The 26,316-nt window shown below is 61.1% G+C and carries 19 protein-coding genes, 1 tRNA gene and 1 pseudogene; 7 read left to right on the forward strand and 14 right to left on the reverse strand.

Annotated elements, in window-relative coordinates; all coding sequences use genetic code 11:
• Positions 1-9 precede the first annotated feature (9 nt).
• Both HKD27_RS16325 and HKD27_RS01775 read right to left on the reverse strand, forming a co-directional pair.
• Entirely contained in the window at positions 10-183 is a 174-nt protein-coding gene (locus HKD27_RS16325; RefSeq protein ID WP_231748079.1) for a WYL domain-containing protein, read from the reverse strand.
• Positions 177-671, reverse strand: coding sequence for a YafY family protein (locus HKD27_RS01775; protein WP_228518242.1), 495 nt, complete (start codon positions 669-671; stop codon positions 177-179). Before HKD27_RS01775 ends, HKD27_RS16325 begins: the two co-directional genes overlap by 7 nt.
• A gap of 68 nt (positions 672-739) precedes the next feature.
• On the opposite strand from HKD27_RS01775, the gene HKD27_RS01780 reads away from it, so the two are divergent.
• Positions 740-1,138 (forward strand): VOC family protein, encoded by a 399-nt coding sequence (locus HKD27_RS01780; RefSeq protein ID WP_194688133.1) that lies wholly within the window; start codon positions 740-742, stop codon positions 1,136-1,138.
• Between the two features lie 132 nt (positions 1,139-1,270).
• A pseudogene (locus HKD27_RS01785) lies at positions 1,271-1,939 on the forward strand (IS5 family transposase); the annotation flags it as partial.
• 170 nt (positions 1,940-2,109) lie between these two features.
• Here the strand turns inward: HKD27_RS01785 and HKD27_RS01790 are convergent.
• From HKD27_RS01790 to HKD27_RS01830, 9 genes are all read right to left on the reverse strand, one after another.
• Complete coding sequence (locus HKD27_RS01790; protein WP_194264693.1) at positions 2,110-2,268, reverse strand: hypothetical protein; 159 nt, start codon at positions 2,266-2,268, stop codon at positions 2,110-2,112.
• Between the two features lie 4 nt (positions 2,269-2,272).
• Positions 2,273-2,515 (reverse strand): hypothetical protein, encoded by a 243-nt coding sequence (locus HKD27_RS01795; RefSeq protein ID WP_011253361.1) that lies wholly within the window; start codon positions 2,513-2,515, stop codon positions 2,273-2,275.
• Between the two features lie 144 nt (positions 2,516-2,659).
• Positions 2,660-3,976: an RNA polymerase factor sigma-54 gene (gene rpoN, locus HKD27_RS01800; protein WP_194688132.1), complete on the reverse strand. Its 1,317-nt coding sequence runs from the start codon at positions 3,974-3,976 to the stop codon at positions 2,660-2,662.
• A gap of 9 nt (positions 3,977-3,985) precedes the next feature.
• The gene (lptB, locus tag HKD27_RS01805) at positions 3,986-4,741 is read right to left on the reverse strand and encodes an LPS export ABC transporter ATP-binding protein (protein WP_011253363.1); all 756 of its coding nucleotides are present in this window, start codon (positions 4,739-4,741) and stop codon (positions 3,986-3,988) included.
• The gene (locus HKD27_RS01810; RefSeq protein ID WP_194688131.1) at positions 4,738-5,697 is read right to left on the reverse strand and encodes an LptA/OstA family protein; all 960 of its coding nucleotides are present in this window, start codon (positions 5,695-5,697) and stop codon (positions 4,738-4,740) included. The genes lptB and HKD27_RS01810 overlap by 4 nt, the downstream gene beginning before the upstream one ends.
• The gene (gene lptC, locus HKD27_RS01815) at positions 5,694-6,515 is read right to left on the reverse strand and encodes an LPS export ABC transporter periplasmic protein LptC (RefSeq protein WP_228518241.1); all 822 of its coding nucleotides are present in this window, start codon (positions 6,513-6,515) and stop codon (positions 5,694-5,696) included. Before lptC ends, HKD27_RS01810 begins: the two co-directional genes overlap by 4 nt.
• Complete coding sequence (locus tag HKD27_RS01820) at positions 6,512-7,510, reverse strand: SIS domain-containing protein (RefSeq protein ID WP_194688363.1); 999 nt, start codon at positions 7,508-7,510, stop codon at positions 6,512-6,514. The genes lptC and HKD27_RS01820 overlap by 4 nt, the downstream gene beginning before the upstream one ends.
• A 19-nt stretch (positions 7,511-7,529) precedes the next feature.
• Positions 7,530-8,174: a ribonuclease D gene (locus tag HKD27_RS01825; protein WP_011253367.1), complete on the reverse strand. Its 645-nt coding sequence runs from the start codon at positions 8,172-8,174 to the stop codon at positions 7,530-7,532.
• A gap of 63 nt (positions 8,175-8,237) precedes the next feature.
• Positions 8,238-8,324 (reverse strand) — tRNA-Leu (locus HKD27_RS01830).
• 109 nt (positions 8,325-8,433) lie between these two features.
• Between HKD27_RS01830 and HKD27_RS01835 the strand changes: the two genes are divergently transcribed.
• From HKD27_RS01835 to gltB, 3 genes are all read left to right on the forward strand, one after another.
• Entirely contained in the window at positions 8,434-9,456 is a 1,023-nt protein-coding gene (locus tag HKD27_RS01835) for a complex I NDUFA9 subunit family protein (protein ID WP_228518240.1), read from the forward strand.
• Between the two features lie 718 nt (positions 9,457-10,174).
• Entirely contained in the window at positions 10,175-11,614 is a 1,440-nt protein-coding gene (locus HKD27_RS01840; RefSeq protein WP_194688130.1) for an NAD(P)-dependent oxidoreductase, read from the forward strand.
• Positions 11,611-16,131: a glutamate synthase large subunit gene (gltB, locus tag HKD27_RS01845; RefSeq protein WP_194688129.1), complete on the forward strand. Its 4,521-nt coding sequence runs from the start codon at positions 11,611-11,613 to the stop codon at positions 16,129-16,131. Before HKD27_RS01840 ends, gltB begins: the two co-directional genes overlap by 4 nt.
• A 463-nt stretch (positions 16,132-16,594) precedes the next feature.
• Here the strand turns inward: gltB and HKD27_RS01850 are convergent, their stop codons facing one another.
• Positions 16,595-17,734 carry an acyltransferase gene (locus HKD27_RS01850; RefSeq protein WP_194688128.1) on the reverse strand — a complete coding sequence of 380 codons (1,140 nt, stop codon included), beginning with the start codon at positions 17,732-17,734 and terminating at the stop codon, positions 16,595-16,597.
• A gap of 111 nt (positions 17,735-17,845) precedes the next feature.
• On the opposite strand from HKD27_RS01850, the gene HKD27_RS01855 reads away from it, so the two are divergent.
• Together HKD27_RS01855 and HKD27_RS01860 are read left to right on the forward strand one after the other, a co-directional pair.
• A complete protein-coding gene (locus HKD27_RS01855; RefSeq protein ID WP_194688127.1) occupies positions 17,846-19,654 on the forward strand; it encodes a M3 family oligoendopeptidase in 1,809 nt (602 codons plus the stop codon).
• Positions 19,655-19,662: 8 nt separating this feature from the next.
• A complete protein-coding gene (locus HKD27_RS01860; RefSeq protein WP_194688126.1) occupies positions 19,663-21,024 on the forward strand; it encodes an AarF/ABC1/UbiB kinase family protein in 1,362 nt (453 codons plus the stop codon).
• 96 nt (positions 21,025-21,120) lie between these two features.
• Here the strand turns inward: HKD27_RS01860 and HKD27_RS01865 are convergent, their stop codons facing one another.
• Together HKD27_RS01865 and HKD27_RS01870 are read right to left on the reverse strand one after the other, a co-directional pair.
• Entirely contained in the window at positions 21,121-23,550 is a 2,430-nt protein-coding gene (locus tag HKD27_RS01865) for a TonB-dependent receptor (protein WP_194688125.1), read from the reverse strand.
• 344 nt (positions 23,551-23,894) lie between these two features.
• Positions 23,895-26,261 carry a glucose/quinate/shikimate family membrane-bound PQQ-dependent dehydrogenase gene (locus HKD27_RS01870; RefSeq protein WP_194688124.1) on the reverse strand — a complete coding sequence of 789 codons (2,367 nt, stop codon included), beginning with the start codon at positions 26,259-26,261 and terminating at the stop codon, positions 23,895-23,897.
• Positions 26,262-26,316: the final 55 nt, after the last annotated feature.

Raw genomic sequence — 26,316 nt, forward strand, 5'->3', positions numbered from 1 at the left:
AGAAAACGATCAACCTGCTGAACTCATAAGCCTTGCAAGTTCGGATGTGCGTCGCGCGCTCCAGCGCCGGAGCAATCGGGAACGAGGCTCGTCTATCTGCTCAGCCAGCATTTCTACCGCGTATATCCGGTCCGTACGGAAATGGCGGAAGTCCTGACGTAGCTCGCACCAGGCGATCAACATGCATGTGATGTCCGAATAACCGAGAACGACCGGCCATACTGTACGCTCGGTTGGTTCACCCTGTCAGCCATGTCTTGTGATGCATCGAGAGGCAGTTTCGCGGCTGTGCTTGGAGTGCTGATAAGCGGCTGTAAGGGCGCGGGTACAACCGCAGCAACCTTGGCGAGAACGTCCAATGCGGCGCGTGACAGCGTCTTGTCGCCGTGGGCCGCTACCCACTGCGCTCCCAGAACGATTGCTTCAAGTTCAGCCGGGAGCAATGCGAGTGGCGGCATGTCATATCCGGTCCCCAGAACGTAGCCAACGCCAGCTTCACCTGAAATGGGGACGCGCTGCCCCGTCAGATGCGCGACGTCGCGGTAAATCGTGCGGATCGAGACTTCCAGTTCTTCGGACAGCATTCTCGCCGTAACGGGGCGGGACGACCGACGCAGAATCTGGATGATCTGAAAAAGGCGATCGGTGCTGCGCAAAGGCTCTGCAATCATGCTGACAGAATGCTGTCAGCATGATTGTGCCAAAAGGCGGGGAACACAACCTCCGCAGGAACCGACCGATGACCTTTGCCTCCATACGTCTGATTGCCGCCGACATCACCACGATGGTGGCCTTTTACGAACTGGTGACCGGGCAGTCTGCCGAATGGCTTGCGCCCCAGTTTGCCGAAATCGTAACCCCTGGCGCGACACTTGCGATCGGGAGTGCCGAGACGGTAGCGCTGTTTCTGGAAGGGAGTGCCGAACCGGGTGCCAATCGCACGGCCATCCTGGAATTCAGGGTTGATGACGTGGATGCCGAGTTCACGCGTCTGAAAGACAAAGTGGACGTTGTGATTGCGCCGAAACTGCTGCCTTGGGGTAACCGTACGGCCCAGTTCCGTGATCCCGAGGGCACGATCATCAGCCTGTTCACGCCGGTGACGGAGGCTGCCCGCGCCCGTTTCGGGAGCCGGTGACAAAGCACGGCCCAAGTATGCGTAACTCCGGGTAGCACTAAACCACCAGACACTTGCTGATGCCGGACTACGTATGGACCGTGCTGGAGCCTGTTTGAAAAATCGTTCTGATGTGTTTCAGGCTCTGGATGTGGCCGCCTATGGGAGGTCGAATTCCGTAAAGTGATCAATGCGGTGCGCTATCTTGTTCGGTCAGGCTGCGGTTGGCGCATGCTGTCGATCTACTTCGGACACTGGCGCACGGTCTATGGCTGGTTCCGCGAACTGGTGCGACAGTTCCTGTTCCAGACCATTCATGACGTTGAACGGATGCTCGACAGAGAGCATGTAGGCCGTGAGGCCAGTCCAACAGCGGCGGTGATCGACAGCCAAAGTATCAAGGCGCCTCATGCAAAGGCAAGGGAGTATGATGCCGGCAAGGAGGTCGTTGGAGGCAAGTGCCATATTGCTGTCGATACGGACGGGCGCCTCCTGATGGTCAATCTGATGCCGGCCGATATCCCCGACAGTGCCAGAGCTCAGATGAGTCTGGATGCAATCCGCAAGCGTTGGCCATGGGTGGAAGCATCTGTTCGCCGATGACGCCTATGATCGCCTGACGTTGATGGACAAGGCGACTTATCTGGATTGCATCGTTGAGATCATCCGCCCCCGCGACGCTGGATGGTCGAAAGGATTTGCGGCTGGATGACCTGCAGGCGGCGGCTCGGACGTGATGACGAGCGCCGCGTCGACGTGTCACAGGCCATGATCTTCGTCGCCATGAGCGCCAATTCCATGCGCAGGAATGCTCACTCCTGATTTTCCAAACAGGCTCTTATATAGGTAACTGACGTCTGTTTACCGGAACCCTCGGGATGAGGAAACATGTCTGTAAAGTGGCGAGAGCAGACCTGCGGTTTAAAGACGGAAAGGGACATTTCTACAAAAAGAAAAGACAGTTTTTGACGTGTCTCTTACCGCGCAAAGTATCAATCCTGAAGTTCAGACTGGATTTTCTTGATTTCAGCCTTCAGAGCATGGATGCGCTCCGGATCTGATTTCTCAGCACGAGCGAGGTCGCGTTCGACTTCCTTCAGGCGCTGCTCGAGTTTCTGCTGGGGCGGGAGTGCGTGGGAATGGCCGGTCATGGTCTTACTTCCGTGTCAGGATCTGAGTGGCGAGAGCCGTGATGTCGGCGCTTTCGATGCCTTCGGGATTGCGAAGGGCGCGTTTGGCGATTTCCTTCTGCTCCTCGGTCGCGCCTTCAGCGCCCTTGAGAACGAAATGAGCCAGTTCCTCGACTTCGCTTTTCGTCAGCAGCTTGGGCTGACGGTGCGCCTTTTCGGCAAGATGATGAAGGCTTGAGGATTCGTGGGGAACGGGATCGTTGGACATTAGAAATATTCCTGTCAATTCAGCACCCATAACGGCTGCCGTCTGTCTGTTAAACATGGTTTGACATGAATGATTTTCAATAGAGATATCGAAAAATGCTCTGTCGCCAACCGTATTGGTCGGAAGCAGAACTGGCCCATTTTCTCAGGACGTGCGGCGTAGTCTCTTCCGTTGACTGGATTTCGCGATTCCGAGACCTTCGCGATATTTGGCGACGGTACGGCGCTGGATGGAAAATCCTTCCTTTTGCAGCAGGGCTGTCAGAGCGTCGTCGGACAGGACGTTGTCACCCTCGGCGGCTACCAATGCCTGGAGGCGATGCTGGATGGCATGGGCACTCTGGGTGGTGCCGTCTTCGGATGTCAGGGCGGTTGAGAAGAACAGTTTGAGCGGAACAGTCCCGCGGGGCGTATCGATATATTTGCTGCTGACGATGCGGCTGATGGTGCTTTCGTGCAGTTCCGTGCGTTCGGCAATTTCACGCATGGTCAGGGGGCGGAGCGCGGTGGGGCCATCGCGCAGGAAGGCAGCCTGATGCTGGACGATGGCGCGGCCGACGGTCAGGAGCGACTGTTTGCGACTGTGCAACGCGCGGATGAGGGCTGTTGCTTCGCCTGCGTAGGCCAGCAGTATCCTGCCCGCTTCCGTATGGCCATCGATCTGCGCGCGCAGTGTGTCGTCGAGCCGGATTGCTGGCAGCAGGCGCGTGTTGAGGGTCAGGCGGAATCCGGCGCCATTGGGGCGCACGATCAGGTCGGGTTCAATAGGCGGTGCGGGGGGTGGCAGGCTGAGGCCAGGGCGCGGATCGAGGGCCTGGATCTCGGCCAGCATGTCCAGCAGGTCATCCTGATCGAGAGCGCATTTTTCACGCAGTCTGCGCCAGTCCCGTCGGGCGAGCAGATCCAGATTGTCGAGCAGGGTCTGCATCGCGGGATCGAGGCGATTACGGACCCGAAGCTGGGCGGCCAGACACTCTTCGGGTGAACGGGCGAAGAGACCTGCGGGTTCGAGATGCATGAGAGTTTGGCGGATCGCTTCGAGTTTCGGTGCGTCCACGCCCAGTTCGGCGGCAAGGTCCGTAACGGAGACGGGGAGGCGGCCGGTTTCGTCGAGACTGTCCAGCAGATGAAAGGCGGCGTGCTGCTCCTTCGGGGGGATGGAGTGGCGGATCTGGAGGATCAGCTCGTCGCGGTCGGACGGAAGCGGGGCGGCGGCTTCCGGGCGGTCGGAGGCGGTGGTGAAGCGGTCCGGGTCGTCGTCGTGAAAGTCTTCCGACGTGGGTGCGGCTTCAGGAGCTGTATCGCCGGGCTCCAGGATGAGGAGCGGGTTGGTTTCGCAGACCTGCCGGAGATGCTGGGCAAGATCGGCCTGCGTATATTGCAGCAACGCAATCGCCTGACGCAGTTGGGGCGTCATGACGAGAGACTGCGACTGACGCTGGATCAGGCCCGGGACAAGCATCCCGGCATGTTACAGCGAGAAATTCTCTCCGAGATAGACCCGACGGACGTCTTCGTTCGCGACGATGGCTTCGGGGGTGCCTTCCATCAGCACCTGACCGCCATGCATGATATAGGCGCGGTCAATGACCTCGAGCGTTTCGCGGACGTTATGGTCCGTAATCAGCACGCCGATGCCACGATCCTTCAGATGCGAGACAAGATCACGGATTTCTCCGACGGCGATCGGATCGATGCCGGCGAGAGGTTCATCGAGCAGGATGTAGTTCGGCTGGCTGGCGAGCGCCCGGGCGATCTCCAGACGACGACGCTCACCACCGGATAGTGCCAAGGAGGGCGAGCGGCGCAGATGGGTGATGCCGAATTCGGCCAGCAGACCGTTGAGCATCAGGTCGCGCTTTTCCGGATCGGGCTCGACGACTTCGAGGGCCGCCATGATGTTCTGTTCGACGTTCAGGCCGCGGAAAATGCTGGCTTCCTGCGGCAGGTAGCCAACGCCGAGGCGCGCGCGGCGATACATCGGAAGCTGTGTGATGTCGGCGCCGTCCAGCGTAATGGTGCCGGTGTCGGGCTGCACGAGGCCAACGATCATATAGAAGCTGGTCGTCTTGCCGGCGCCGTTCGGGCCGAGCAGGCCGACGGCTTCGCCGCGCTGTACCTGAAGCGACACGTTCTTGACGACGGCGCGCTTCTTGTACGACTTGCCGATGCCGCTTGCGACGAGACCCGTTGGAGGCGGCGAAGAGGGAATGTAGCTGTCTGTCACTTGGGTGCCTGGCTGCTGTTGGCCTCGTTCGGCACGACGAGCCCCTGGATGGGCGAGTCCGTGCCCGGCAGCATGGTTGCAATGCCGGTCTTCATGTTCACGATTGCCTGCGAGCCGTTGTTCTGGTTCTGGCCCTGCGTGACATGAACATGTCCGATCAGGCGCGCGATCTGGGTATCGAAAACATAGACGCCGCGGTCACCGGTACCGGTCTGGGTCTGGGTGCGCAGGACGACGTGGCCCCAGCCATAGGCGCGGTCGAGCTTCGAGGCGCCGCCGCCCATTGGATTGGAGGAATCGGCGGCCTGTGTCGGCTTGGCCGACTGCGGCGTGCCGGGGGCCGGGGCATCGCTGGGTTTGCTGAAGGAAACCAGTACGTCCGCCTTGACCTGCTTGCCGTCATTGGTGGTGACAGTGGCGTCACCCCGGCCAACCGACATGCGTGTTTTCGAGTGATATTCCATCACGTCACGTGCCGTCAGGACGTCCTGCGGGGTCGTCAGCTTCAGATGCTTGCCCGTCATGACCATGACCGCCTGGTCCATGTCGTACAGGGCATGATCGCCCCAGCCCTGATCGGTCTGGTTGTAGATATGAACGTTGCCGCGAGCCTCGATCCGGTACAGCTCAAGGGAGCCTCCCATCGGGTCGCCGCTGTTATCCTTGGCGTTGGCCGGGGGTGGTGGAGGAGCAGGCTGCCCCGGAGGCGGTGTTTTCTTGCGCAGATATCCGATCAGCGTATCCGCATCGACCGTCACATCTCCCCGCACGGCCCGCGCGCCGCCCGTAAGCGTCACGGTCTGGGCGTTGCGGTCGTAGATCTCTTCTTTTTTCCAGAAGAGCTGGACGGCTTCGCCGTGGGACATGTCCAGTCCGTCCGCATGCGCCGGGGCGGGGGGAAGTGCGAGCGGCAGGGCGATGAGGAGGGGGAGGAGGGCTGCGGGGCGGGGGGTCATTTTTCGGTCTTCAGTCCTTGCAGGTGCAGGCGGGCCGCCGCACTCGGAGGGCCGTTGTCATCGTTGCGGACCGTCAGTCCCGGTCCTGTAAACTGCATGATACCTGCATGCTGGTCCAGAAAATAGCCTTGGGCGTCCTGCCGGCCGAAGGGGCCTTCCGCGTGGACCCAGTCGCGGGATGCGATCACGTCGGCCTTAAGGTCCAGATCGGCGGAGGGGCCGTTCATGAGGAGGCCGTCGTCACGGTAGAGCACGACGTTGTCGTCGAGATCGAGCGTCTGTTCGTGCTGCATGTAGACGCCGCGGTCGGAGCGGATATGGGCCCAGGAATTGCCGGAGAGCTGGATGTCGGCGACGGGATCGACCAGGTCCACGCGATCGGGGCCCTGCTGGTGGGTGGTGCGGGCGGTGATCATGTAGGGGTGGTTATGGGCGTCGAGGCCGCGATAGGTGGCCTGTTCCATGTTGCCGCTTTCCACGCGCAGGCGGGCCATTTCCTTCAGGGCGGCGCGGTTCTGGTTCATGAGATGGGAAATCTCGGGCCAGGCGGCGATGGAACTGAGCAGGACGAGGGCCAGGCCCGGCAGCGCCCATTTGGCGAATCCCAGAAGGGAGCGGCGGCGGGCGAGCTGTTCGGCGTCGGGAGCCTGGCGGATGCGCTGGAAGGCTGCGCGGCGCAGGCTGTCGAGGCGGGCGAGGCTCTCGGCGCGGTCGGGATCGAAATCCTCGCGGCGGATGCGGGGCTCGCCGTTTTCGGAACCCGGAGCGTTGGGACCGGGAGCGTTGGGGCCGGGAGCGTCCGGGTTGGGGCCGTTCATGACAGGCCGCTTCGCAGGAGGTCGTGGACGTGGACGATGCCCGTGGGACGGCGGTCTTCATCGACGATGAAGAGGCTCGTGATGGGGCGCTCGCGCTGGTTCATGAGCTGCAGCACGTCCTGCGCCAGCGTGGTGGGGGTGGCGGTGACGGGGGCGGCGTTCATGACGTCCTTCGCCGTGGTCGTGTCGAGGTCACCGGAGAGGGCGCGGCGCAGGTCGGCGTCCGTGATGAGGCCCTGAAGTACACCATTGTCATCAGTCACACCCATGCACCCGAATGACTTGTGTGTCATCTCGAGAATGACGGAGCGCAGCGGGAGGCTGCCCTGTCCGAGAGGCAGGGCGTCTCCCGTGTGCATCAGGTCGCTGATGGGGCGCAGGCGGGCGCCGAGGAGGCCGCCGGGGTGGAAGGCGCCGAAATCGCGGGCCGTGAAGCCGCGTTTTTGAAGCAGCGCGAGGGCGAGCGCGTCGCCGAGGGCGAGTTGCAGCAGGGTGCTGGTTGTGGGCGCCAGGCCCATCGGGCAGGCCTCGGTGCTGGTGGGGAGGACCAGCGGGATCTCGGCGGCGCGGGCCAGGGCGGAGGTGCCGACCGAGGTGATGGCGATCACGCAGTGGTTCTGCCGGGCGGCATAGGCCAGAATCGCGGCGAGTTCGGTGGTTTCGCCGGAATTGGAGAAGGCCAGGATCAGGTCGCCGGGGGCGACCATGCCCAGATCGCCGTGGGCGGCTTCCGCCGGGTGCAGGAAAAGGGACGGTGTGCCGGTGGAGGCGAGGGTGGCCTGGACCTTGCGGGCGATATGGCCGGATTTGCCGATCCCGGTGACGATCAGGCGGCCTTCGCTTTCGGCGATGCGGTTCACGGCCTCGCAGAAGGCTTCTCCGAGCGGGCCGGCGAGGGCATGTTCGAGGGCCTGAAGACCTTCGCGCTCGATGGAGACGGTCTGGAGCGCCGAATCGAGCGCAGTACGGAAGGGGCGGGGCGACGGACGGTGCATGTTCAGGCCAGGCCGGAAATCAGGCGCGGTGCGAGAAAATGTCGGGCTCTTCGTAGCCCATGAGGTCCAGTCGGCAGCGGGCCGGAAGGAAATCGTAGCAGGCCTGCGCGAGGTCACGGCGGTTTTCACGGATCAGCATGGCTTCGAGCTTATCCCACAATGCGTGAAGATACAGCACGTCCGATGCGGCATAGCGGAGCTGGTCGGGGGTGAGGGTCTGTGCGCCCCAGTCCGAACTCTGCTGGTGTTTGGAGATTTCGACACCCAGAAGGTCGCGGCACAGATAGGCCAGGCCGTGGCGGTCGGTGAAGGTGTAGACCAGCCTGGCGGCGATCTTGGTGCAGATGACCGACGGGATCGTGATGTTGAAGGCGTTCTGCAGGACTGCGACGTCAAAGCGTGCGAAATGCATCAGCTTGGTGACGGAATCGTCTGTCAGGAGGGCCTTGAGATTCGGGCAGTCATAGCCGCGGCCGCCCATGGAGACCGGCTTGATCTGGACGAGATGGGCTTCACCGTCGCCCGCTGAGAGCTGGACGAGGCAGAGGCGGTCACGATGGGGGTTGAGACCCATGGTCTCGGTATCGATGGCGACAAGGGGGCCGAGATCGAAGTCGTCTGGCAGATCGCCGTCATAAAGATGGATGGCGTTCTGCTGGCTCATTCTATTGTCACCAAGTTTTTTTGATCACCAGAGGATCGAGGCGATATGTCGCCTGATCGTCTGTGGTGCCCAGAAGAAGACTCGAACTTCCACGTCCTTTCGGACACAGGTACCTGAAACCTGCGCGTCTACCAATTCCGCCATCTGGGCTCAGAAAGCACCGGGTTTTTTCAGTTTCCTGAGGCATCCCGGCTCGGTGAAGAGGCGTTTACCCCTGCACGTGTGGGGCGTCAACAGCCAAACTGAAAGAAAAGCAAAAATGCGTACAAATTTTTCCGTAGAGGGGACCGGTGGCGGCATGGATGACGGGATTTATGAGGGGAGCGGGCCGGACAGGGGCGCGCAGTCCGTGGGGCGCGTTGTGGCGGTTCTGGGCGGCGGGGGCTTTGTTGGCCGCGAACTGGTGGGCCGGCTGATGGCGTCGGGGCATGTGGTGCGTGTCGGCAGTCGCAATCCCGAGGGCGATCAGGCGCTGGCCCGCTTTCCGGGTGACGGGAGTGTGGAATTCATCAAAGCGTCCGTGAATGACGCGGACTCGCTGGAGCGTCTGTTCAGCGGGGCTGATGCGGGAGTCAATCTCGTGTCGATCATGTCGCCGGATGTGAAGGCGATGCATCGGGTCAATGTGGAAGGGGCGCGGCTGGCGGCGCTGGTGGCTCGGCGCGAGGGGGTGGAGCAGTATCTGCACATGTCCGCCATCGGGGCTTCGATACAGTCGCCGGGAAATTACGGGCGCAGCAAGGGGCTGGCCGAGCGTGTGGTGCGGGAGGTGTTTGCGGAAGCGGCGCTGTTGCGGCCTTCGGTGATTTTCGGGCCCGAGGACAGTTTCTTCAACATGTTCGCGCTGATTGCCAAGCTCTCGCCGGTGTTGCCGGTGTTTGCGGCGGGGACGCGGTTCCAGCCGGTTTATGTGGGGGATGTGGCGCGGGCGGCGATGGCGCTGGTGACGCCGGAGCGTGCGGGCATGACGGTCGAGGCGGGTGGGCCGGATGTGCTGACCATGAAAGAGCTGATGGCGTTCGTGCTTGAGGCTTCGGGGCGGCGTCGCTTCCTGTTGCCGGTGCCGGACTGTGTGGCGAAGCTCGAGGCGGAAATCCTGGAGCCGTTGCCGGGGCATCTGCTGACGCGGGATCAGGTTGTGATGATGGGGCTGGATAATGTGGTGCAGCCGGGCGCGGATGATCTCCAGTCGCTCGGGATTACGCCGACGGCGATGCGGAGTGTGGTGCCGGATTATCTGAAGGGCAGTATTTGTGAGAGCTGGCGGCGGTTCCGTAAATAACGGGCTGTTGCCCTGCGAGGGATGGGGCGAAGATTTTCCACTTTGATTGGGGGTGTCCGCCGGGAAAACTTGCGGCGGACTGAACGGCAACGTAACGTCTTGTTGCGACCTGTTTCAGGCAGGAGTTCAGCCCTGGACTTGGTGGAGCAAAGCTGGTGCGGAAAATTTCTTTAGCCATTCTGTGTTGTTTACTACTGACTTCAGGATGTGCGCAGAAGCCAGTCCCGGTTATGATTGGCAATAAATATTACCTTGCTGGCGATAATCTCTGTGTGAAGTACAAGGTTTTGCCAGACGATTCGATCTCGTGTCTGAGTAAATGGGATAAGGTCACTGGCTCTAGATATGCCATATGCATATGTCGGATTTGGAGTTGCAGATCTACAATCAGCAGCCGTGGCCTCAGGGGCAATAGAGAATGTATTGCCGGGATGTTCGGTTAGGATGTCCCCATGCGTGAACGGGTGAGGTGTAGCGGTTGCAGGAGGGGGCCAATGTGCCCTTGATTGACGCGGGCATTGAGGGTGTATGGTCCGGATCGGACCTAATAAATTGGATGAAAAATCCCGTTCCTGAGGCTGAGATGGGATAATCTTCCTGAAAGGTCAGTGTCACTGACTGTTATTGGATAAAGTGACGGAATAGCTGCTTTCGGACAGGTCTGATGTGCGTCCGGGGTTTGTGGTCGGGCGGGCATGTTTTGCAGGAGACACGACGCATGGCCGAACGCATGTTGCAGTTCGTCACCCACCCCCAGGTGCTTCCCGAGAAGCGCGATGCGCACGAACGCCGTCAGGATTTCGGGGAGATTTACCGTGGGTTCGCGCGCAGCCGTGCGGAAGAGCAGGCGTCGCGTTGCTCGCAGTGCGGGATTCCGTTCTGCTCCGTGCATTGTCCGCTGGGGAACAACATTCCCGACTGGCTGAAGCTGACGGCTGAGGACCGGCTTGAGGAAGCGTATGAGATGTCGTCCGCGACGAATACGTTTCCGGAGATCTGCGGGCGCATCTGTCCGCAGGACCGGCTGTGCGAAGGCAACTGCGTTATTAACAAGGGTTTCGAGAGCGTCACGATCGGGGCTGTCGAGCGGTTCATTACCGAAAATGCGTTCGAGCAGGGCTGGGTGAAGCCTGCGCTTCCGGATCGGGATCTGGGGCGGAGTGTCGGGATCGTGGGGTCCGGGCCGGCGGGTCTGGCTTGTGCGGAGCGGCTGCGGGCGCAGGGTTATGAGGTTCATGTCTATGAGCGTCAGGACCGTGTGGGCGGGCTGCTGACTTACGGGATTCCGAGCTTCAAGCTGGAAAAGCATGTGGTGGCGCGGCGTCATGCGCTGCTGGAGGAGCAGGGGATCGTGTTCCATCTCTCCACGCCTGTTGGTTCGGGCGAGGGCGAGACGGCGCTTGAGGATCTGCGGGCGCGGCATGATGCGGTGTTTCTGGCGACGGGTGTGTATCGCTCGCGCGATGTGAAGGTGCCGGGGGCCGGGCTTGAGGGTGTTGTCGATGCGATCGACTTCCTGACGACATCGAACCGTCGCGGCTATGACGAAGATCCGGGCGAGGACGCAGCCCTTCATGCGAATGGGCGTCGGGTCGTGGTGATTGGCGGTGGTGACACGGCCATGGACTGCGTGCGCACGTCGATCCGTCAGGGTGCCGAGCGGGTGACCTGTGTTTACCGTCGGGACCGGGCGAACATGCCGGGATCGCGGCAGGAAGTTTACAATGCCGAGGAAGAAGGCGCGCATTTCGAATGGCTGGGCTCGCCGGAGGCATTCCTTGGTGACGGCAGCGTGTCGGGTGTGCGGGTGCTGAGGATGCGTCTGGGGGCTCCGGATGCGTCGGGGCGCCGGTCCATCGAGGGCACGGGGCAGCATGACGTGATCGAGGGCGATCTGGTCATCAAGGCTCTGGGTTTTGATCCCGAAGATCTGCCGGGGCAGTTCAATGCGCCTGAGCTGGCCGTGACGCGCTGGGGTACGCTGACGGTGCCGCCGGGGGGCTTTGCAACGAGCCTGCCGGGTGTGTTTGCCGGCGGCGATATCGTGCGCGGGGCGAGCCTGGTTGTCTGGGCGATCAAGGATGGCCGGGATGCGGCCGATGCGATCCATCATCATCTGACTGAAACAATGACCGGTGCTCTGGAGGCCGCGGAATGACACAGAATAACGATTTCATCCGCGAGTATGCCGAGAACGTCGAGCGTCTGAAGGGGCTGTATGACCCGTCGCAGGAGCGCGATTCCTGTGGTGTGGGTCTGGTCGCGGCGCTGGACGGCAAGCCGTCGCGCAGTGTGGTTCAGGCGGGTATCGAGGCGCTGGGCAATATCTGGCATCGCGGTGCGGTGGATGCGGATGGCAAGACTGGCGATGGCGCGGGTATTCATGTGGAAATCCCGCAGGATTTCTTTGCCGAGGCGATCCATAACGGCTCCAGCGACGATACGATTGACGGCCGCATTGCGGTGGGCATGGTGTTCCTGCCCAAGACCGATCTGGGGTCGCAGGAGCGGGGCCGTCAGATCATCGAGACGGAGATCCTGAACTTCGGGTACGGGATTTATGGCTGGCGTCAGGTGCCGATCGATACGGCGTGCATTGGCGAGAAGGCCAACCAGACGCGGCCGGAGATCGAGCAGATCATGATCCGCAACCGGCTTGGCCGGTCCGAGGACGAGTTCGAGCGCGACCTTTATGTTCTGCGTCGGCGGATTGAGAAGCAGGCGACGGCGCAGCAGGTTGATCTGTATGTGTGTTCGATGTCCTGCCGCTCGGTGATCTACAAGGGCATGTTCCTTGCCGAAAACCTGACGGATTTTTATCCGGATCTGCTGGATGAGCGGTTTGTGTCGCGGTTTGCGATCTACCATCAGCGGTATTCGACCAATACGTTCCCGACCTGGAAGCTGGCCCAGCCGTTCCGCAAGGTGGCGCATAACGGCGAGATCAACACGATTTCGGGCAATACGAACTGGATGCGCTCGCATGAGACGCGGCTCGCGCATCCGGATCTGGACCCGTACATGGCGGATCTCAAGCCTGTGGTGCAGGCTGCGGGTTCAGATACGGCGGTGCTGGACAATGTGTTCGAGCTGCTGACCTTCGCCGGGCGGGATGCGCCGATGGCGAAGACGATGCTGGTGCCGGCGTCTGGTGGTGCGAACTCGGCGATGTCGGATGCGGCGCGGGCGCTGTTTCGGTACTGCAATGCGGTAATCGAGCCCTGGGATGGTCCGGCGGCGTTGTGTGCGACGGATGGGCGATGGGTCGTGGCGGGGCTGGATCGGGCCGGGCTGCGTCCGCTGCGTTACAGCATTACGCAGGACGGGCTGCTCATCGTGGGCTCCGAGACCGGGATGGTCCGGGTGCCGGATGCGCGCGTCAAAAGCCGCGGGCGGCTTGGTCCGGGGCAGACGCTGGCGCTGGATCTGAAGGAAGGGCGGCTTTACCAGTCCGAGGAGCTGCTGGAGATGCTGGCGTCGCGTCAGGATTTCCGGGGCTGGGTGAAGCGCATCCGCGATATCGAGCCGATTGTGCGGGATGTGGTTGAGCCTGAGGCGCTCGATCCGGATCTGCTGCGGCGGCATCAGGTGGCGGTCAGTCTGACGCATGAGGAGCTGGAGACCATTCTGCACCCGATGGTGGAGAATGCGGCCGAGGCTCTGGGGTCGATGGGTGATGATACGCCGCTTCAGGTGTTGTCCACGATCTATCGCGGGCTGGCGCATTATTTCCGTCAGGGATTCAGCCAGGTTACGAATCCGCCGATTGATTCGCTGCGTGAGACGCGGGTGATGAGTCTGGTCACGCGGCTGGGCAATCTGGGGAATATTCTCGATCAGGCGCCGGAACAGTGCGATCTGTTGCAGCTGCCGAGCCCTGTGCTCACGATCGGTGAGTTCGACGAGCTGCTGAAGGTCTGTGGTGAGAATGCGGGGGTGATCGACTGCACCTTCCCGGCTGCAGAGGGCGAGGAAGGTCTGCGGGCGGCGATTGCGTCCATCCGGGCGCAGGCGGAGGATCATGTCCGTGGCGGGTGCACACATCTGTTCCTGACGGATGACAATACGGATGCGACGCGCGTTGCGATTCCGATGATCCTCGCCACTGCGGCCGTGCATATCCACCTGGTGCGCAATTCGCTGCGGACGTTCACGTCGCTGAATGTGCGGACGTCGGGGGCGATCGATGTTCATGCGATTGCTGTCACGATTGGTGTTGGCGCGACGACGGTCAATCCGGCTCTGGCGCAGTATTGCGTGGCGGACCGGCTGCGGCGTGGGCTGTTTGGCAAGATGTCGCTGCGGGAGGCGATGGAGCGGTATCGCAAGGCCGTGGACAAGGGTCTGCTGAAGATCATGTCCAAGTCGGGCATTTCGATCATTTCGGCCTATCGTGGCGGGTATAATTTCGAGGCGATCGGGCTGTCCCGTGCGCTGGTGGCCGAGTTCTTCCCGGGCATGCCGTCGCGGATTTCGGGGATTGGTCTGCCGGGGATTGCGCGCAACATTCTTGGTGCGCATGCGGCGGCGTGGAACCGGAAGGTCGAGGCGCTGCCTGTCGGTGGGCGCTACAAGCTGCGCCGTCAGGGTGAGACGCATGCGTTCTCTGGGCAGCTTGTGCACATGCTTCAGAGTGCGGTGACGGCGAACAGCTTTACGCTGTACCGGCGTTATGCGGATGCAGTGCGCCAGATGCCGCCTGTGGCGCTGCGTGATCTGCTGGATTTCAAGCCGACCCATGCGCCGGTTCCGGTGGACGAGGTGGAGAGCATCACACAGATCCGGCGTCGTCTGGTGGCGCCGGGGATTTCGCTGGGCGCTCTGAGCCCGGAGGCGCATGAGACGCTGGCGATTGCCATGAACCGGATCGGGGCGAAGTCCGATTCCGGTGAGGGTGGCGAGGATGCCGAGCGTTCGAAGCCGCGTCCGAACGGGGATAATGCGTCTTCGGCGATCAAGCAGGTGGCGTCCGGGCGTTTTGGCGTGACGGCGCAGTATCTGAATGACTGCCGCGAGATCGAGATCAAGATGGCGCAGGGTGCGAAGCCTGGTGAGGGCGGGCAGCTGCCGGGCTTCAAGGTGACGGAGTTGATCGGGCGTCTGCGTCATGCGACGCCGGGGGTCACGCTGATTTCGCCGCCGCCGCATCATGACATCTATTCGATCGAGGATCTGGCGCAGCTCATTTACGATCTCAAGCAGATCAATCCGACGGCGACCGTCACGGTCAAGCTGGTGGCACGGACGGGTATTGGCACGATTGCGGCCGGTGTGGCGAAGGCCAAGGCGGATGCGATCCTGATTTCCGGCCATTCGGGCGGGACGGGGGCGAGCCCGCAGTCTTCGATCCACTATGCGGGTCTGCCCTGGGAGATGGGGCTGTCGGAGGCGCATCAGGTGCTGATGCTGAACCGGCTGCGGCATCGTCTGGTGCTGCGGACCGATGGTGGCATCAAGACGGGTCGTGACGTTGTCATGGCGGCGATGCTTGGTGCGGAAGAGTTCGGTATCGGTACGGCAGCACTCGTGGCGATGGGCTGCATCATGGTGCGTCAGTGCCACTCCAACACCTGCCCGGTGGGCGTGTGTGTGCAGGATGAGAAGCTGCGGGAGAAGTTCGGGGGATCGCCTGAGAAGGTCATCAACCTGTTCACGCTGATTGCGGAAGATATCCGGCATATTCTGGCGGATCTGGGTGTGCGGTCGCTGGAAGAGGTGATCGGGCGGACGGATATGCTGCGGCAGGTGTCGCGTGGTGCGGATTATCTGGATGATCTGGATCTGAATTCGCTTCTGGTTCAGGCCGATCCGGGTGGTCATGCGCGGTTCTGCACCCGTGAGGGGCGCAACGAGGTTCCCGAGACGCTGGACGGGCAGATCATCCCGGATGCGACGGCACTGTTCGAGCGTCGGGAGAAGCTGCATCTGCATTACACGGTGCAGAACACGCATCGTGCGATCGGGACGCGGGTTTCGGGGCTGATTACGCGCAAGTTCGGCATGAAGGAGCTTCCGGAAGGGCAGCTTACGCTGTCGCTGCGGGGATCTGCCGGGCAGTCGCTGGGCGCGTTTGGTGTGCAGGGGCTCAAGATCGAGGTCGAGGGCGATGCCAATGACTATGTCGGCAAGGGGCTTTCGGGGGCGACGATCGTCGTCCGCAAGTCACCGGCAGCGCAGTGGGCGTCCGAGCAGAGCGCGATCATTGGTAATACTGTTCTGTACGGGGCGACGGCGGGGACGCTGTTTGCGGCCGGGCAGGCGGGGGAGCGCTTTGCGGTCCGGAACTCGGGTGCGACGGCGGTGGTCGAGGGTTGTGGCTCGAATGGCTGCGAATACATGACCGGCGGGACGGTCGTGATCCTTGGGGAGACGGGCGACAATTTCGGCGCCGGTTTCACGGGGGGCATGGCTTATGTGCTGGACGTGAAGGGGCTGTTCGAGGCGCAGATCAACCCGGATACGGTGATCTGGAACCGCGTTCAGGCCGGCAGCCGCTGGGATCAGGAGCTTCGGGCACTTGTGGAGCGGCATGTAGCGGAGACGGGCAGCACCTATGCCGCGGATCTGCTGCATTGCTGGGAGCGGACGCTGGAGCGGTTCTGGCATGTTGTGCCGCGCGATTATGCGCGGATCATCGGCTACGTTCAGGAAGACCTGTCCCAGCTTTCGGCCTGACGGGCGTAAGGAAGATGGTCGATACTGTCGGTGATCTGACGTTGACTTATGATGAGATGGCTTCGCTGAGGAGCTATCTCATCGCAACAGTTCTTGAATTTTTTGATAGCATTGAAATGGCAGCATTGGGAATATTTTAGTCTAATGAAATATTATCAATGGCAAAGAAGGTATCTTCCTTTATAAGGTGGGATAAAAAAGAGTATACAAATATATTTTCTGACTATGATTATCAAATTATACATAATTGCATTCTTCATGGAGAAATGGCTCTTGGCATTTATTCTACCTACAAAAAGCACATCGACTATGAAACATGTAATTTCGGAATTACAAAAGATAAGATTTATAATTATATTCAGGAATACAGTAAAAATGCAGGATGGTAATCCTGTTGTTGGTCTTGGTTCAATGAAAGTCTGAACTCAGGATTTTTTTCGATAGGGCTATTGCTCTGCGCTGGTTATGGAAGAGGCTGACCGGGACGGAATTTCAGGCAGGGGCGTTCCACGAGGCGCCATGACAGGATCGCGCCTCCGATTGTGGTGAGGATCGTGAAGATCACGGCATGTCTGCGGCCGAGGCCGTAGCGGGCCTGAAGGTCTCCTGCGGCCAAAGCCAGCGGGAGATGGCACAGATAGAGTGCATAGCTGTGGGTGCTGATGCTGCGGACTGCCGGGCCGATCAGGGGCGGCAGGGTGCGCAGGCGCATCATGGCGGGCATGCAGAGCGCATAGCCCAGCCCCGTGACATCAAATGAAGCCATGGCGCCGAAGCGCGGGGGCCAGAGGGCACCATCTCCGGTGTTGCGCCACCAGACGGTGAGCACGATTGCGGTGCCTGCGGTGGCGAGCAGTGTGCTGTAGCGGGTGAGGGCGGGTTTGCATCGGTAGAGCCAGGCGGCGGCAATGCCCCATGCAATCGAGTCGAAGCGGCAGGGGACGATTTTGCTGGTGACTTCGTCCCAGTTGACGGCTGTGGGGAGCGACAGGCGCCAGCAGAGCGGGACGATGAAGAAGGCCGCGAGTATGGTTCCGAAGGCTGTGGCGGGTTTGATCCGGCAGGCCAGGAGCGTGAGCAGCAGGGCGGGGAAGGCGATGTAGAACCATTCCTCCACGCAGAGCGACCATGTGACGCCGTACCAGTTCGAGACCATGGGCCAGCCGAGATTCTGCGTCAGGGTCAGGAACCAGGGTAGGGCGTGCCGGGCTTCGTCCCATGGCACGCCGTAAGGGCCAAAATAAGCGAGCGGGATGAGCAGCGCGAACAGCCAGAAATAATAGGCCGGAAGGGTGCGCAGCCAGCGGCGGAGCAGGAAGATGCCCCAGCCTTTCAGGGAGGTTCCGCGTTCCAGCAGGTCCAGCATGATCGTGCCGATCAGGAAGCCGCTGAGGACGAAGAACAGCATCACGCCGTAGAAGCCGAGCACCGCCAGATGGAAGGGGAGGCTGTGGTGCCACCAGGACGAGAACAGGATTCCGTCATGGCAGATCAGGACATCGAGGATGGCGACCGTGCGCACCAGATCGGGGCCTGCGATTCGCGCCTTCAGGTTTTCAAACGATGTCAGTGTCTCTGATGCCTGGGGGGGGTATTTCTGCATGAAGCGCGGAAGATCCGGGGTTGCGGGCGGAAGGGAGGTTTTACACTACGGATTTGTCATCAACATCCCGTTTGACGGCGGGGATTGTGGCTCTAAGGTCGGGATATGACCATGCTCTTTTCTGCCGCTGACGGCACGCCGAATTCGTCCTCCGGGGAGCAGATGCCTCCCCGCTGGGATCTCTCTGACCTCTATGCCTCGCCGGAAGATCCGGTTCTGGCGTCGGATTTTGACCGCTGGGCCGGGGCGGCGCGGAGTTTCTGCGAAACGTACAAGGGGCGTCTGGAGACGCTGACGGGCGCGGAGCTTGCGAAGGCGTTTGCGGAGTATGAGGCGATCGAGGAGGGCCTGGGGAAGATCGGGTCTTTCTCCAGTCTTGGCTTTGCGGCGCATACGACCGATCCGGTCTGGGGGCGGTTTGCGCAGGGTGTGCAGGAGCGGATGACGGAGGTGGCCTCCCATCTGATGTTCTTCACGCTGGAGTTGAACCGGATTCCGGACGAAGTGCTGGCGCGGATCTGCGAGGCGCAGGAGATGCGCAAATGGGATCCGTATCTGCGGGACCTGCGGATGTACCGGCCGTATCAGCTCTCCGACGAGGTCGAGCAGGTGCTGATGGACAAGTCGGTGACGGGGCGGAATGCCTGGAACCGGCTGTTTGACGAGACGATGGCGACGCTGAGTGTCACGATCGACGGTGAGGAAAAGCCGCTGGGTGATGCGTTCAATCTGCTGACGAACACGGACCGTGCGAAGCGCGAGGCTGCGGCGCAGCAGATCAGTGCGGTGCTGGGTGAGAACTCGCGGCTGCTGACGATGATTACCAACACGCTCGCCAAGGACAAGGCGATCGGGGACAAGCTGCGGGGTTATCCGCGCCCCACCAGTGCGCGCAATCTGGCGAACATGGTTGAGGACGAGGTTGTCGATGCGCTGGTGGGCGCTGTGGACGAGGCCTATCCTCGGCTGGCACACCGGTATTATGCGCTCAAGGCGAAGTGGCTCGGGCTGGAAAAGCTGGAGCACTGGGACCGCAATGCGCCGCTTCCGGGTGTGGAGGCGCGGAAGATCGACTGGGAGCAGGGCAAGGAGATCGTGCGGACGGCCTATGCCGGGTTTGATCCTGCGCTGGGCGAGATCGTCCAGAAATTCCTGACGCATCCCTGGATTGATGCGGCTCCTGTCGCGGGGAAGTCTTCGGGGGCGTTTTCGCATTCCTGTGTGCCGTCGGTGCATCCATACATTCTGATGAATTATCGCGGCCAGCCGCGGGATGTGATGACGCTGGCGCATGAGCTGGGGCATGGCGTGCATCAGACGCTGGCCGGGCAGAAGCAGGGTTATCTGAATGCCGATACGCCGCTGACGCTGGCGGAGACGGCGTCGGTGTTTGGCGAGATGCTGACGTTCCAGTCCCTGCTGGATGCGGAAAGCGATCCGAAGCGCCGTCGTCACATGCTGGCGGCGAAAGTCGAGGACATGCTGAACACGGTTGTCCGGCAGATCGCGTTCTATCAGTTTGAAGTGAAGGTCCATGACGAGCGGGCGAAGGGTGAGCTTTCGCCGGAGCGTCTGGGGGAAATCTGGCGTGAGGTTCAGGTCCGGAGTCTGGGGCCTGCCTTCCATTTCACACCGGATTATGACCTCTACTGGTCTTATATCCCGCATTTCGTGCATTCCCCGTTCTATGTTTATGCGTATGCTTTCGGGGATTGTCTGGTGAATGCGCTTTATGGCGTTTATCAGGAAAAACCAGAGGGTTTTGCTGCGAAATACCGGACCATGCTCGAAGCGGGCGGGACGCTGCGTCACAAGGAGCTGCTCGCGCCGTTCGGACTTGATGCGACAGATCCGGGTTTCTGGCGTAAAGGACTGGATGTGATCTCGGGGCTGATCGATCAGCTCGAGCAGGAGGACTGAGGAGCATCATGGCGAGGGATCTCGACAACACCGGCCTCATGGGGGAGCTGCGTCGCATGGCGCGGACCTCCGGCGCGGTCGGCGGCATTGCGGCGCGGATGGCGGGCAGCCGTCTGGGCTTCAAGACGGACAAGGGCGTTCATGCAGAGGGCCTGAAGTCGGCGTTGGGAAACCTCAAGGGGCCGCTGATGAAGGCGGCCCAGCTCCTTTCGACCATTCCCGGCGCTCTGCCTGACGAATATGCGGAAGAGCTTGCGCATCTTCAGTCCAATGCGCCGCCGATGGGCTGGAGCTTCGTGCGCCGTCGCATGCAGGCGGAGCTTGGCGCTGGATGGGAAAAGCATTTCCGCTCCTTCAGTCATGAAGCCGTGGCGGCAGCGTCGCTCGGGCAGGTGCATCGGGCGCGTCTGGTGGACGGGCGTGAAGTGGCATGCAAGCTGCAGTATCCGGATATGCAGGCGGCCGTGGATTCGGATCTGCGGCAGTTCCGGGCGGCGCTAGGCATTTACCGGCAGTTCGAGACCGCGATCCGTCAGGACGAGGTCTATACCGAGCTGGCGGACCGTCTGCGCGAAGAGCTGGATTACCGGCGTGAGGCGAGTCATTTGCGGCTGTATCGGGACATGCTCGCGAATACGCCCGAAGTGACGGTGCCAGCTCCGGTTGAGGCTCTGTCCACGGGGCGGCTGCTGACGATGGACTGGGTGAGCGGACGCAGCATGCGGACCGTCCTGGGCGAGAACCTGCCGCAGGAAGACCGGAATGCGATGGCGACGGCGCTGTTCAAGGCCTGGTACACGCCGGTTTATCGCTATGGTGTCATTCACGGTGACCCACATATGGGCAATTTCACCGTGCGGGACGATTATGGCCTGAACCTGCTGGATTTCGGCGCTGTTCGGATTTTCTCGCCGCGCTTTGTGGAAGGGGTCATCGACCTGTTCACGGCGCTGCGGGAGAACAACGAGGAGCTGGCGTTCCATGCGTATAGCAAGTGGGGCTTCCAGGGGATTTCGCGCGAGACGGCGAACATTCTGAATGAGTGGGCGCGGTTCTTCTACCGGCCGCTGATGACGGACCGGGTGTGCTCCATGCAGGAGAGCAATGATCCGGCTGAGGCGCGGCAGGTTCTGGAGAAGGTCTATGACGGGCTGAAGCGGACGGGCGGTGTGAAGCTGCCGCGTGAGTTCGTGCTGATGGACCGTTCGGCGATCGGGCTGGGGAGTGCGTTCCTGCGTTTGGAAGCGCGGCTGAACTGGCACCGGATGTTCGAGGAGCTGATCGAGGGCTTCGACGTGAACGTGCTGGCCCAGCGTCAGCAGGAGGCTCTGGCCAAGGCGAAGGTGCCACCGGCGCTGTCTTCGCTCTGAGGGTTTGAAGTCGTGAAAAAGGGGCGCTTCCTTTGCGGGAAGCGCCCCTTTTTTTGGGTCATGGCTTGGGGTGGCGCTTGATCTGCCACGAAGCCTTCAGAAATCCACGCTTGCGCTGCCGCCGACGAAGAAAGGTGAAGCGACGTAATAAGTCGTGCTTCCTGCGGCGATTGCGGAGCCGAAGACGCCGGTTGTTGCTTTGCCGTTTGAGGCGGTTCCGTTCACGAAGCCAAGATAGTGATTGTTCGTGATGTTCTGGATGTTGAGCTTGAGAACAGGGTTCTTCAGGACGCCATAGTTCCGGAAGCGGTAGCCTGCATGGACATCCATCGTGACGTAGCCCGGGATGGAGGTGTCGTTATTGAAGGTGGCGTACTGCTTGCCGACATATTTCAGTCCGAAACCACTGAAGAATGCGCCGTCGTCATAATCCAGGTTGAAAGCCACCTGAACCTTTGCGGTCTGGGGGGCGAACTTTCCTTTACTGTGGACATAATCGTTGGTGCTGCCGCCAGCAGCGACGTTGCTGTCGGTTCGGGCGTCAATATATTCCGCGGAAATATAGGGGCGGAGGTGGTACAGGATGGGGCGCGTTCCGATTTCGAAATCGACGCCATCGGCGTGGGAGCTGCCACCGTTGACGCTTGTAGAATAGTAGGCCCCGTTAGACTGTACGACGGTCTCGGAATAGAGGCGGTTGGTGAAATTGTAGTGGAAATAGCTCAATGTTCCATTGAAGAGGGCGCCCTGATAGCGGATGCCGGCTTCTTCGGAAATCGAGATTTCCGGTTTCATGTTGGTATTGGCCTTGGTGCTGTAGCCTGAGCCGGACGTGTATGTACCAGCGTCGTAGAGCGCCGTGTTCATCGGGATACGGAAATTGGTTGTTCCCGATGCGAAGAGCTGGATTTCGTTGTTCAGCTTGTAGCGGATGGATGCGGCGGGGAGAGGCTCGTTCCAGCTTCCGTTGATATAGGGGCCGGTGGAGGTGTCTGGCAGGAAGTTGTGACCCTGTCTGGCGACCATCGCGTATTTCAGTCCGGCCTCGAGCGTCAGGTGATTATTCAGCAGCGAGAGGCTGTCATCGATGAACAGGGTGTGGATACGGGTCTGGGTGAGGGTGTCACGATATTCAGCCGTGACGCCGTTGGAGAGGACCATGTTCGTCCCGCCGCCATAGACGTCCAGCGGGGTGCCTGTTGCCATGTTGACGAGGCTGTAAGGGCTGGTCTGAAGCTGCTTGGAGTACTCGAACCAGTAGCCGATCATCAGGCGGTTTGCGCCCGTATGCAGGGCCAGTTTGGTGACGGCGCCGGGGCGATAGGTCTGTGTGTTGGAGGGATTGTAGACCAGAAGGCTCTTCGTATTGGATGAATTATACTGTCCGATGGAAGCAGAGAGCGTTTGGGCCCCGTACTGCTGGCTGGACAGGCTTTCGCTGTAGGCGCCGCCGCCGTTACCGTTGCCGTACCAGAAATAGGGTGTTTCCGTGAGGGTCAGGTGGTCGGTCAGTGTGAATGTCGAAGGGGCGCTGGCATAGATGTTGGTAAAGGGATTCTGGTGCAGCTTGTAGTAATTGGTGCTGGGGCTGCTGGGGTTCCACTTGCCGGTATAGGTATAGTTGACGCCGTATTTCTTCCAGTTTGCCAGCGACATGGATGGGAAGAGGGTGCTGTTGCTCTGGTTGCCGACGATTGCGAGGGAAATCCGGTTGCCCTGACCCCATTCATTGACCCATTTCGTTTCGCCGTGCAGCTTTCTCTGGGAGCCGGGGCCACGCCATGAATCTTCATGGGCTGCGGAGAAGGATACGTAACCCTTGAGGTTGGTGTTGCCGATCTTGCCGGTGTCCATGCGTCCGAAGATGCGACGGGAATTGTAACTGCCGTATGTTCCATCCAGATGGCCGCCGAAGTGGTCCTTCGGATCGAGCAGATACATGTTCACGGCACCGCCGGATGCGCTGATATGCGGACTGTCCAGATCGGCGGAGCCCTGCTCGACATTGATGGAGCGGAGGTTCTCGGAGTCTACGATTTCCTGCGGATAGACGGCGTAGTTTCCGATGTCGTTGATCGGGAAACCTTCCAGCGTGAAGCCGATCTGGCTGGCATTCAGGCCGCGCATGGTCATGTTGCCGCCATTGAGGCCGAGCGGATCGACGGAGGTGGTGTTCACACCTGGCAGCATTGCAATGAGCTGCATCGGGTTGACGCCTGGCGTCTGTTTGGAAATGAAGTCCTGTGTCACGGTCGAGCGGGATTTTGCCGCATCTTCGTGAACCATCAGACCTGCGCCGGGCGATGACCGGCGGCTGCCCTGGACACGGACGGTTTCAGATCGGGCTTCATCTGTTGGCGAGGTGGAGCCCATCATGGACGGGCCATCTTCTTTTGGTGCAGCGGATTTATGGGTTTGTGTGTGACGGTGGCTCTTGGACTGTGGCGCGACGGCAGACTGGGCGAAAGCGGCGGAAACGCTTAAGGCCAGAGCGGTCGTGGCGCAGAGATAGTAACGAGATCTCATCGTCGTGATAACTCCTTGGAAGATGGCTGGTTATGATGGCCCTGTATGAGCACTTCCCGGAAATGCAGTTATCACGGACGATTTATTTTTGTTATTACAGTTTGATGATGAAATAAAATATACTTACATGTTTCCTTTTGGATTCGTTTTGCATTATTTTGATACGTGTTTCCTTTCTTAAGTAACCGATTGTCTCTTGAGAATTATATTTTGAGTTTTGGGAGCATGGGTGTCGAAGCGCTCAGGATGTTCGCAGAGGTGCCTGCCGGGTTCGATGGGGTTTGAGGCCATGAAAAAGGGGCGCTTCCTTTGTGGGAAGCGCCCCTTTTCTTGTTGCTGTGCTCTTATTCTTCGGAGGGGAGGGCGTAGGCGATGACGTAATCGCCGCGGTTCTTGTCGACGCCGGAGCGGGTCAGGCCGCCTGCGGTGACGACGATGTACTGTTTGCCGGTCTTGTCGGACATGTAGCTCATCGGAGCGGCCTGTGACGCGACGGGGAGACGGGCTTTCCAGACGACTTCGCCGGTGTCGGTGTTGAGCGCGCGGACGTAGTTGTCGAGTGTGCCGGAGAAGAACACCAGACCGGTATGGGTGGCCAGCGGGCCGCTCATGGTCGGCATGCCGAGCGGGATGGCGAGGCCTGGGACCATGCCGTGGACCGGCATGTCCTGGATCGTGCCAAGCGGCATGCTCCATTTGACCTTGCCGCTGCGCAGGTCGATGGCGTTCATCGTGCCATAGGGCGGTTTTACGCAGGGGAGACCGGCGGGGGAGAAGAACATTGAGCGGACGACGCCCCAGGGGGTGCCTTTCTGTTCGGAATATTCGCCTTCCGAGCTGGGTTTGAAGCCGCTGCGACGGGCTTCTTCCTGCTTCATGAACTTGCCCCACTGGGCCATGCGGATGTCGTTGACCAGCAGCGTTCCGGTGCTTTCATCCACGGCGCCGCCGCCCCAGTTGATGCCGCCGTAATAGCCCGGATAGATGATGGTGGCCTGCTTCTCGTTGACGGGGGTGAACTCGCCTTCATAGCGGTAGGAGGCGAACTGGATGCGGCACAGGAGCTGGTCGAAGATCGTGCCGCCCCACATGTCGCTGGGTTTCAGGCGTTCCGTTCCGATGGAGAGGGCGGAATAGGGCTGCTCGGGGGCGAGGTACTGGTGTTCCGGTGCGCCGTCCTGCGGGACTTTGCGCATTTCCACGGGAACAATCGGGGTGCCGTCGCGGCGGTCGAGCACGAAGATCTGGCCGCGCTTGGTCATGGCGATGATCGCCGGGCGGGTGCCGCCATGGCCGTCCGGGATGTCATAGAGGATGGGCTGGGCGGTCGCGTCGTAGTCCACGAGGTCGTGGTTTGCGGTGCGGAAGTGCCAGCGTTCGTCGCCGGTTCTGGCGTCTACGGCGACGAAGGCGTCGTTGTATTCATCCGAAGCTTTGCTGCGGTCGCCGCCCCAGAAATCGGGAGTCTGGTTGCCGAGCGGGAAGAACACGAGGTTGAGTTTGGGATCGTAGCTCGCGGTGCCCCACATGTTGGGGGTTTCGGCGGGGTAGATCTCGCCGTCAGCCAGCGGTGTGGTGCCGCGATGCGGGTTGGTGGCGTCCCAGGCCCAGACCTGTGCGCCCGTGCGGACATCATAGCCGCGCACAACGCCGGAGGGTTCGCCAGTGCGCTCGTTATCGGCGATGCGTCCGCCGACGACCACGATGTCACCGGCCACGAGGGGGGCGGCGGTCGGGTAGTAGGAGCCGGGAGCTGTCGGGCCGAGGCCGGTCAGGAGATTGACGTTGCCGTTCGTTCCGAAGTCCGTGCAGGCCTGGCCGGTGCGGGCGTCGATGGTGATGAGGCGGGCGTCGATCGTGGAGAGGACGATGCGCGAGGCGCAGGGCGCGTTGGCGTCCGTGGCCGTGCTGTCATGCCAGTAGCCGACGCCGCGGCAGCGCTGCCAGACTTTTGTCTGGGCGTGGGGGTCGAACTTCCACTTTTCCGTGCCGGTGTCGGGGTCGAGGGCCGAGACGATGTTGTGGGGTGAGCAGATATAAACCGTGTCGCCGATCTTGATGGGGGTGCCCTGGAACTCGGCGCCGTTCAGCGCCATGTCGCCGGTGCGGTAGGTCCAGGCGACGCGGAGCTTGCTGACATTGTCGCGGTTGATCTGCGTGAAGCTGGCGTAGCGCGTGCCGGACGCCGTGCGGCCATAGGCGGGCCAGTCATGGCCGGTCTGATCAGGTTCGTTTGCGGACGCCGTGTCCTGCGGGTGGGTGGTGTCCTGCGGGGCGATGGTCGGGTGGACCTGGAACATGCCGGCGAGGAAGGCCACGATGACAGCTCCGAGAGCGCCGGAGGTGGCACCTGTGACGGGGCGGGTGAAGTAGCGCCGGCCGGGGCCGCTGAGCCAGGGCGCCATGAGGGTCGCGATCAGGGCGACGCACAGGAACACGATCAGGCGGGAGAAGCTGGGCCAGAAGCTGGTGCCGACTTCGGCGAGCGACCACAGGGCTGTTGCCACAAGCAGGCCGAGGGCGATCCATGTCGAGAGGATGTTGCGACGGATCATGTAGACGCTGCTGGCCGCCAGCGCGATGCCGGCGAGGGTGTAGAACCACGAGCCGCCGAGGATGATAAGGTGGAGGCCTTCGATGATCAGGAAGGCGGCCATGAGGGCGCCGAGAAGTCCGATGATCATTGGAAGGATGCGGGGCGCGCTGTTCATTGGAGGGCGTCTCCGCTTGTGGGAAGCGCCATGTCGCCGCAGAAGGAAAGACGAG

The sequence above is a fragment of the Gluconobacter sp. R75690 genome (genome assembly GCF_015244525.1).
Lineage (GTDB): Bacteria > Pseudomonadota > Alphaproteobacteria > Acetobacterales > Acetobacteraceae > Gluconobacter > Gluconobacter potus.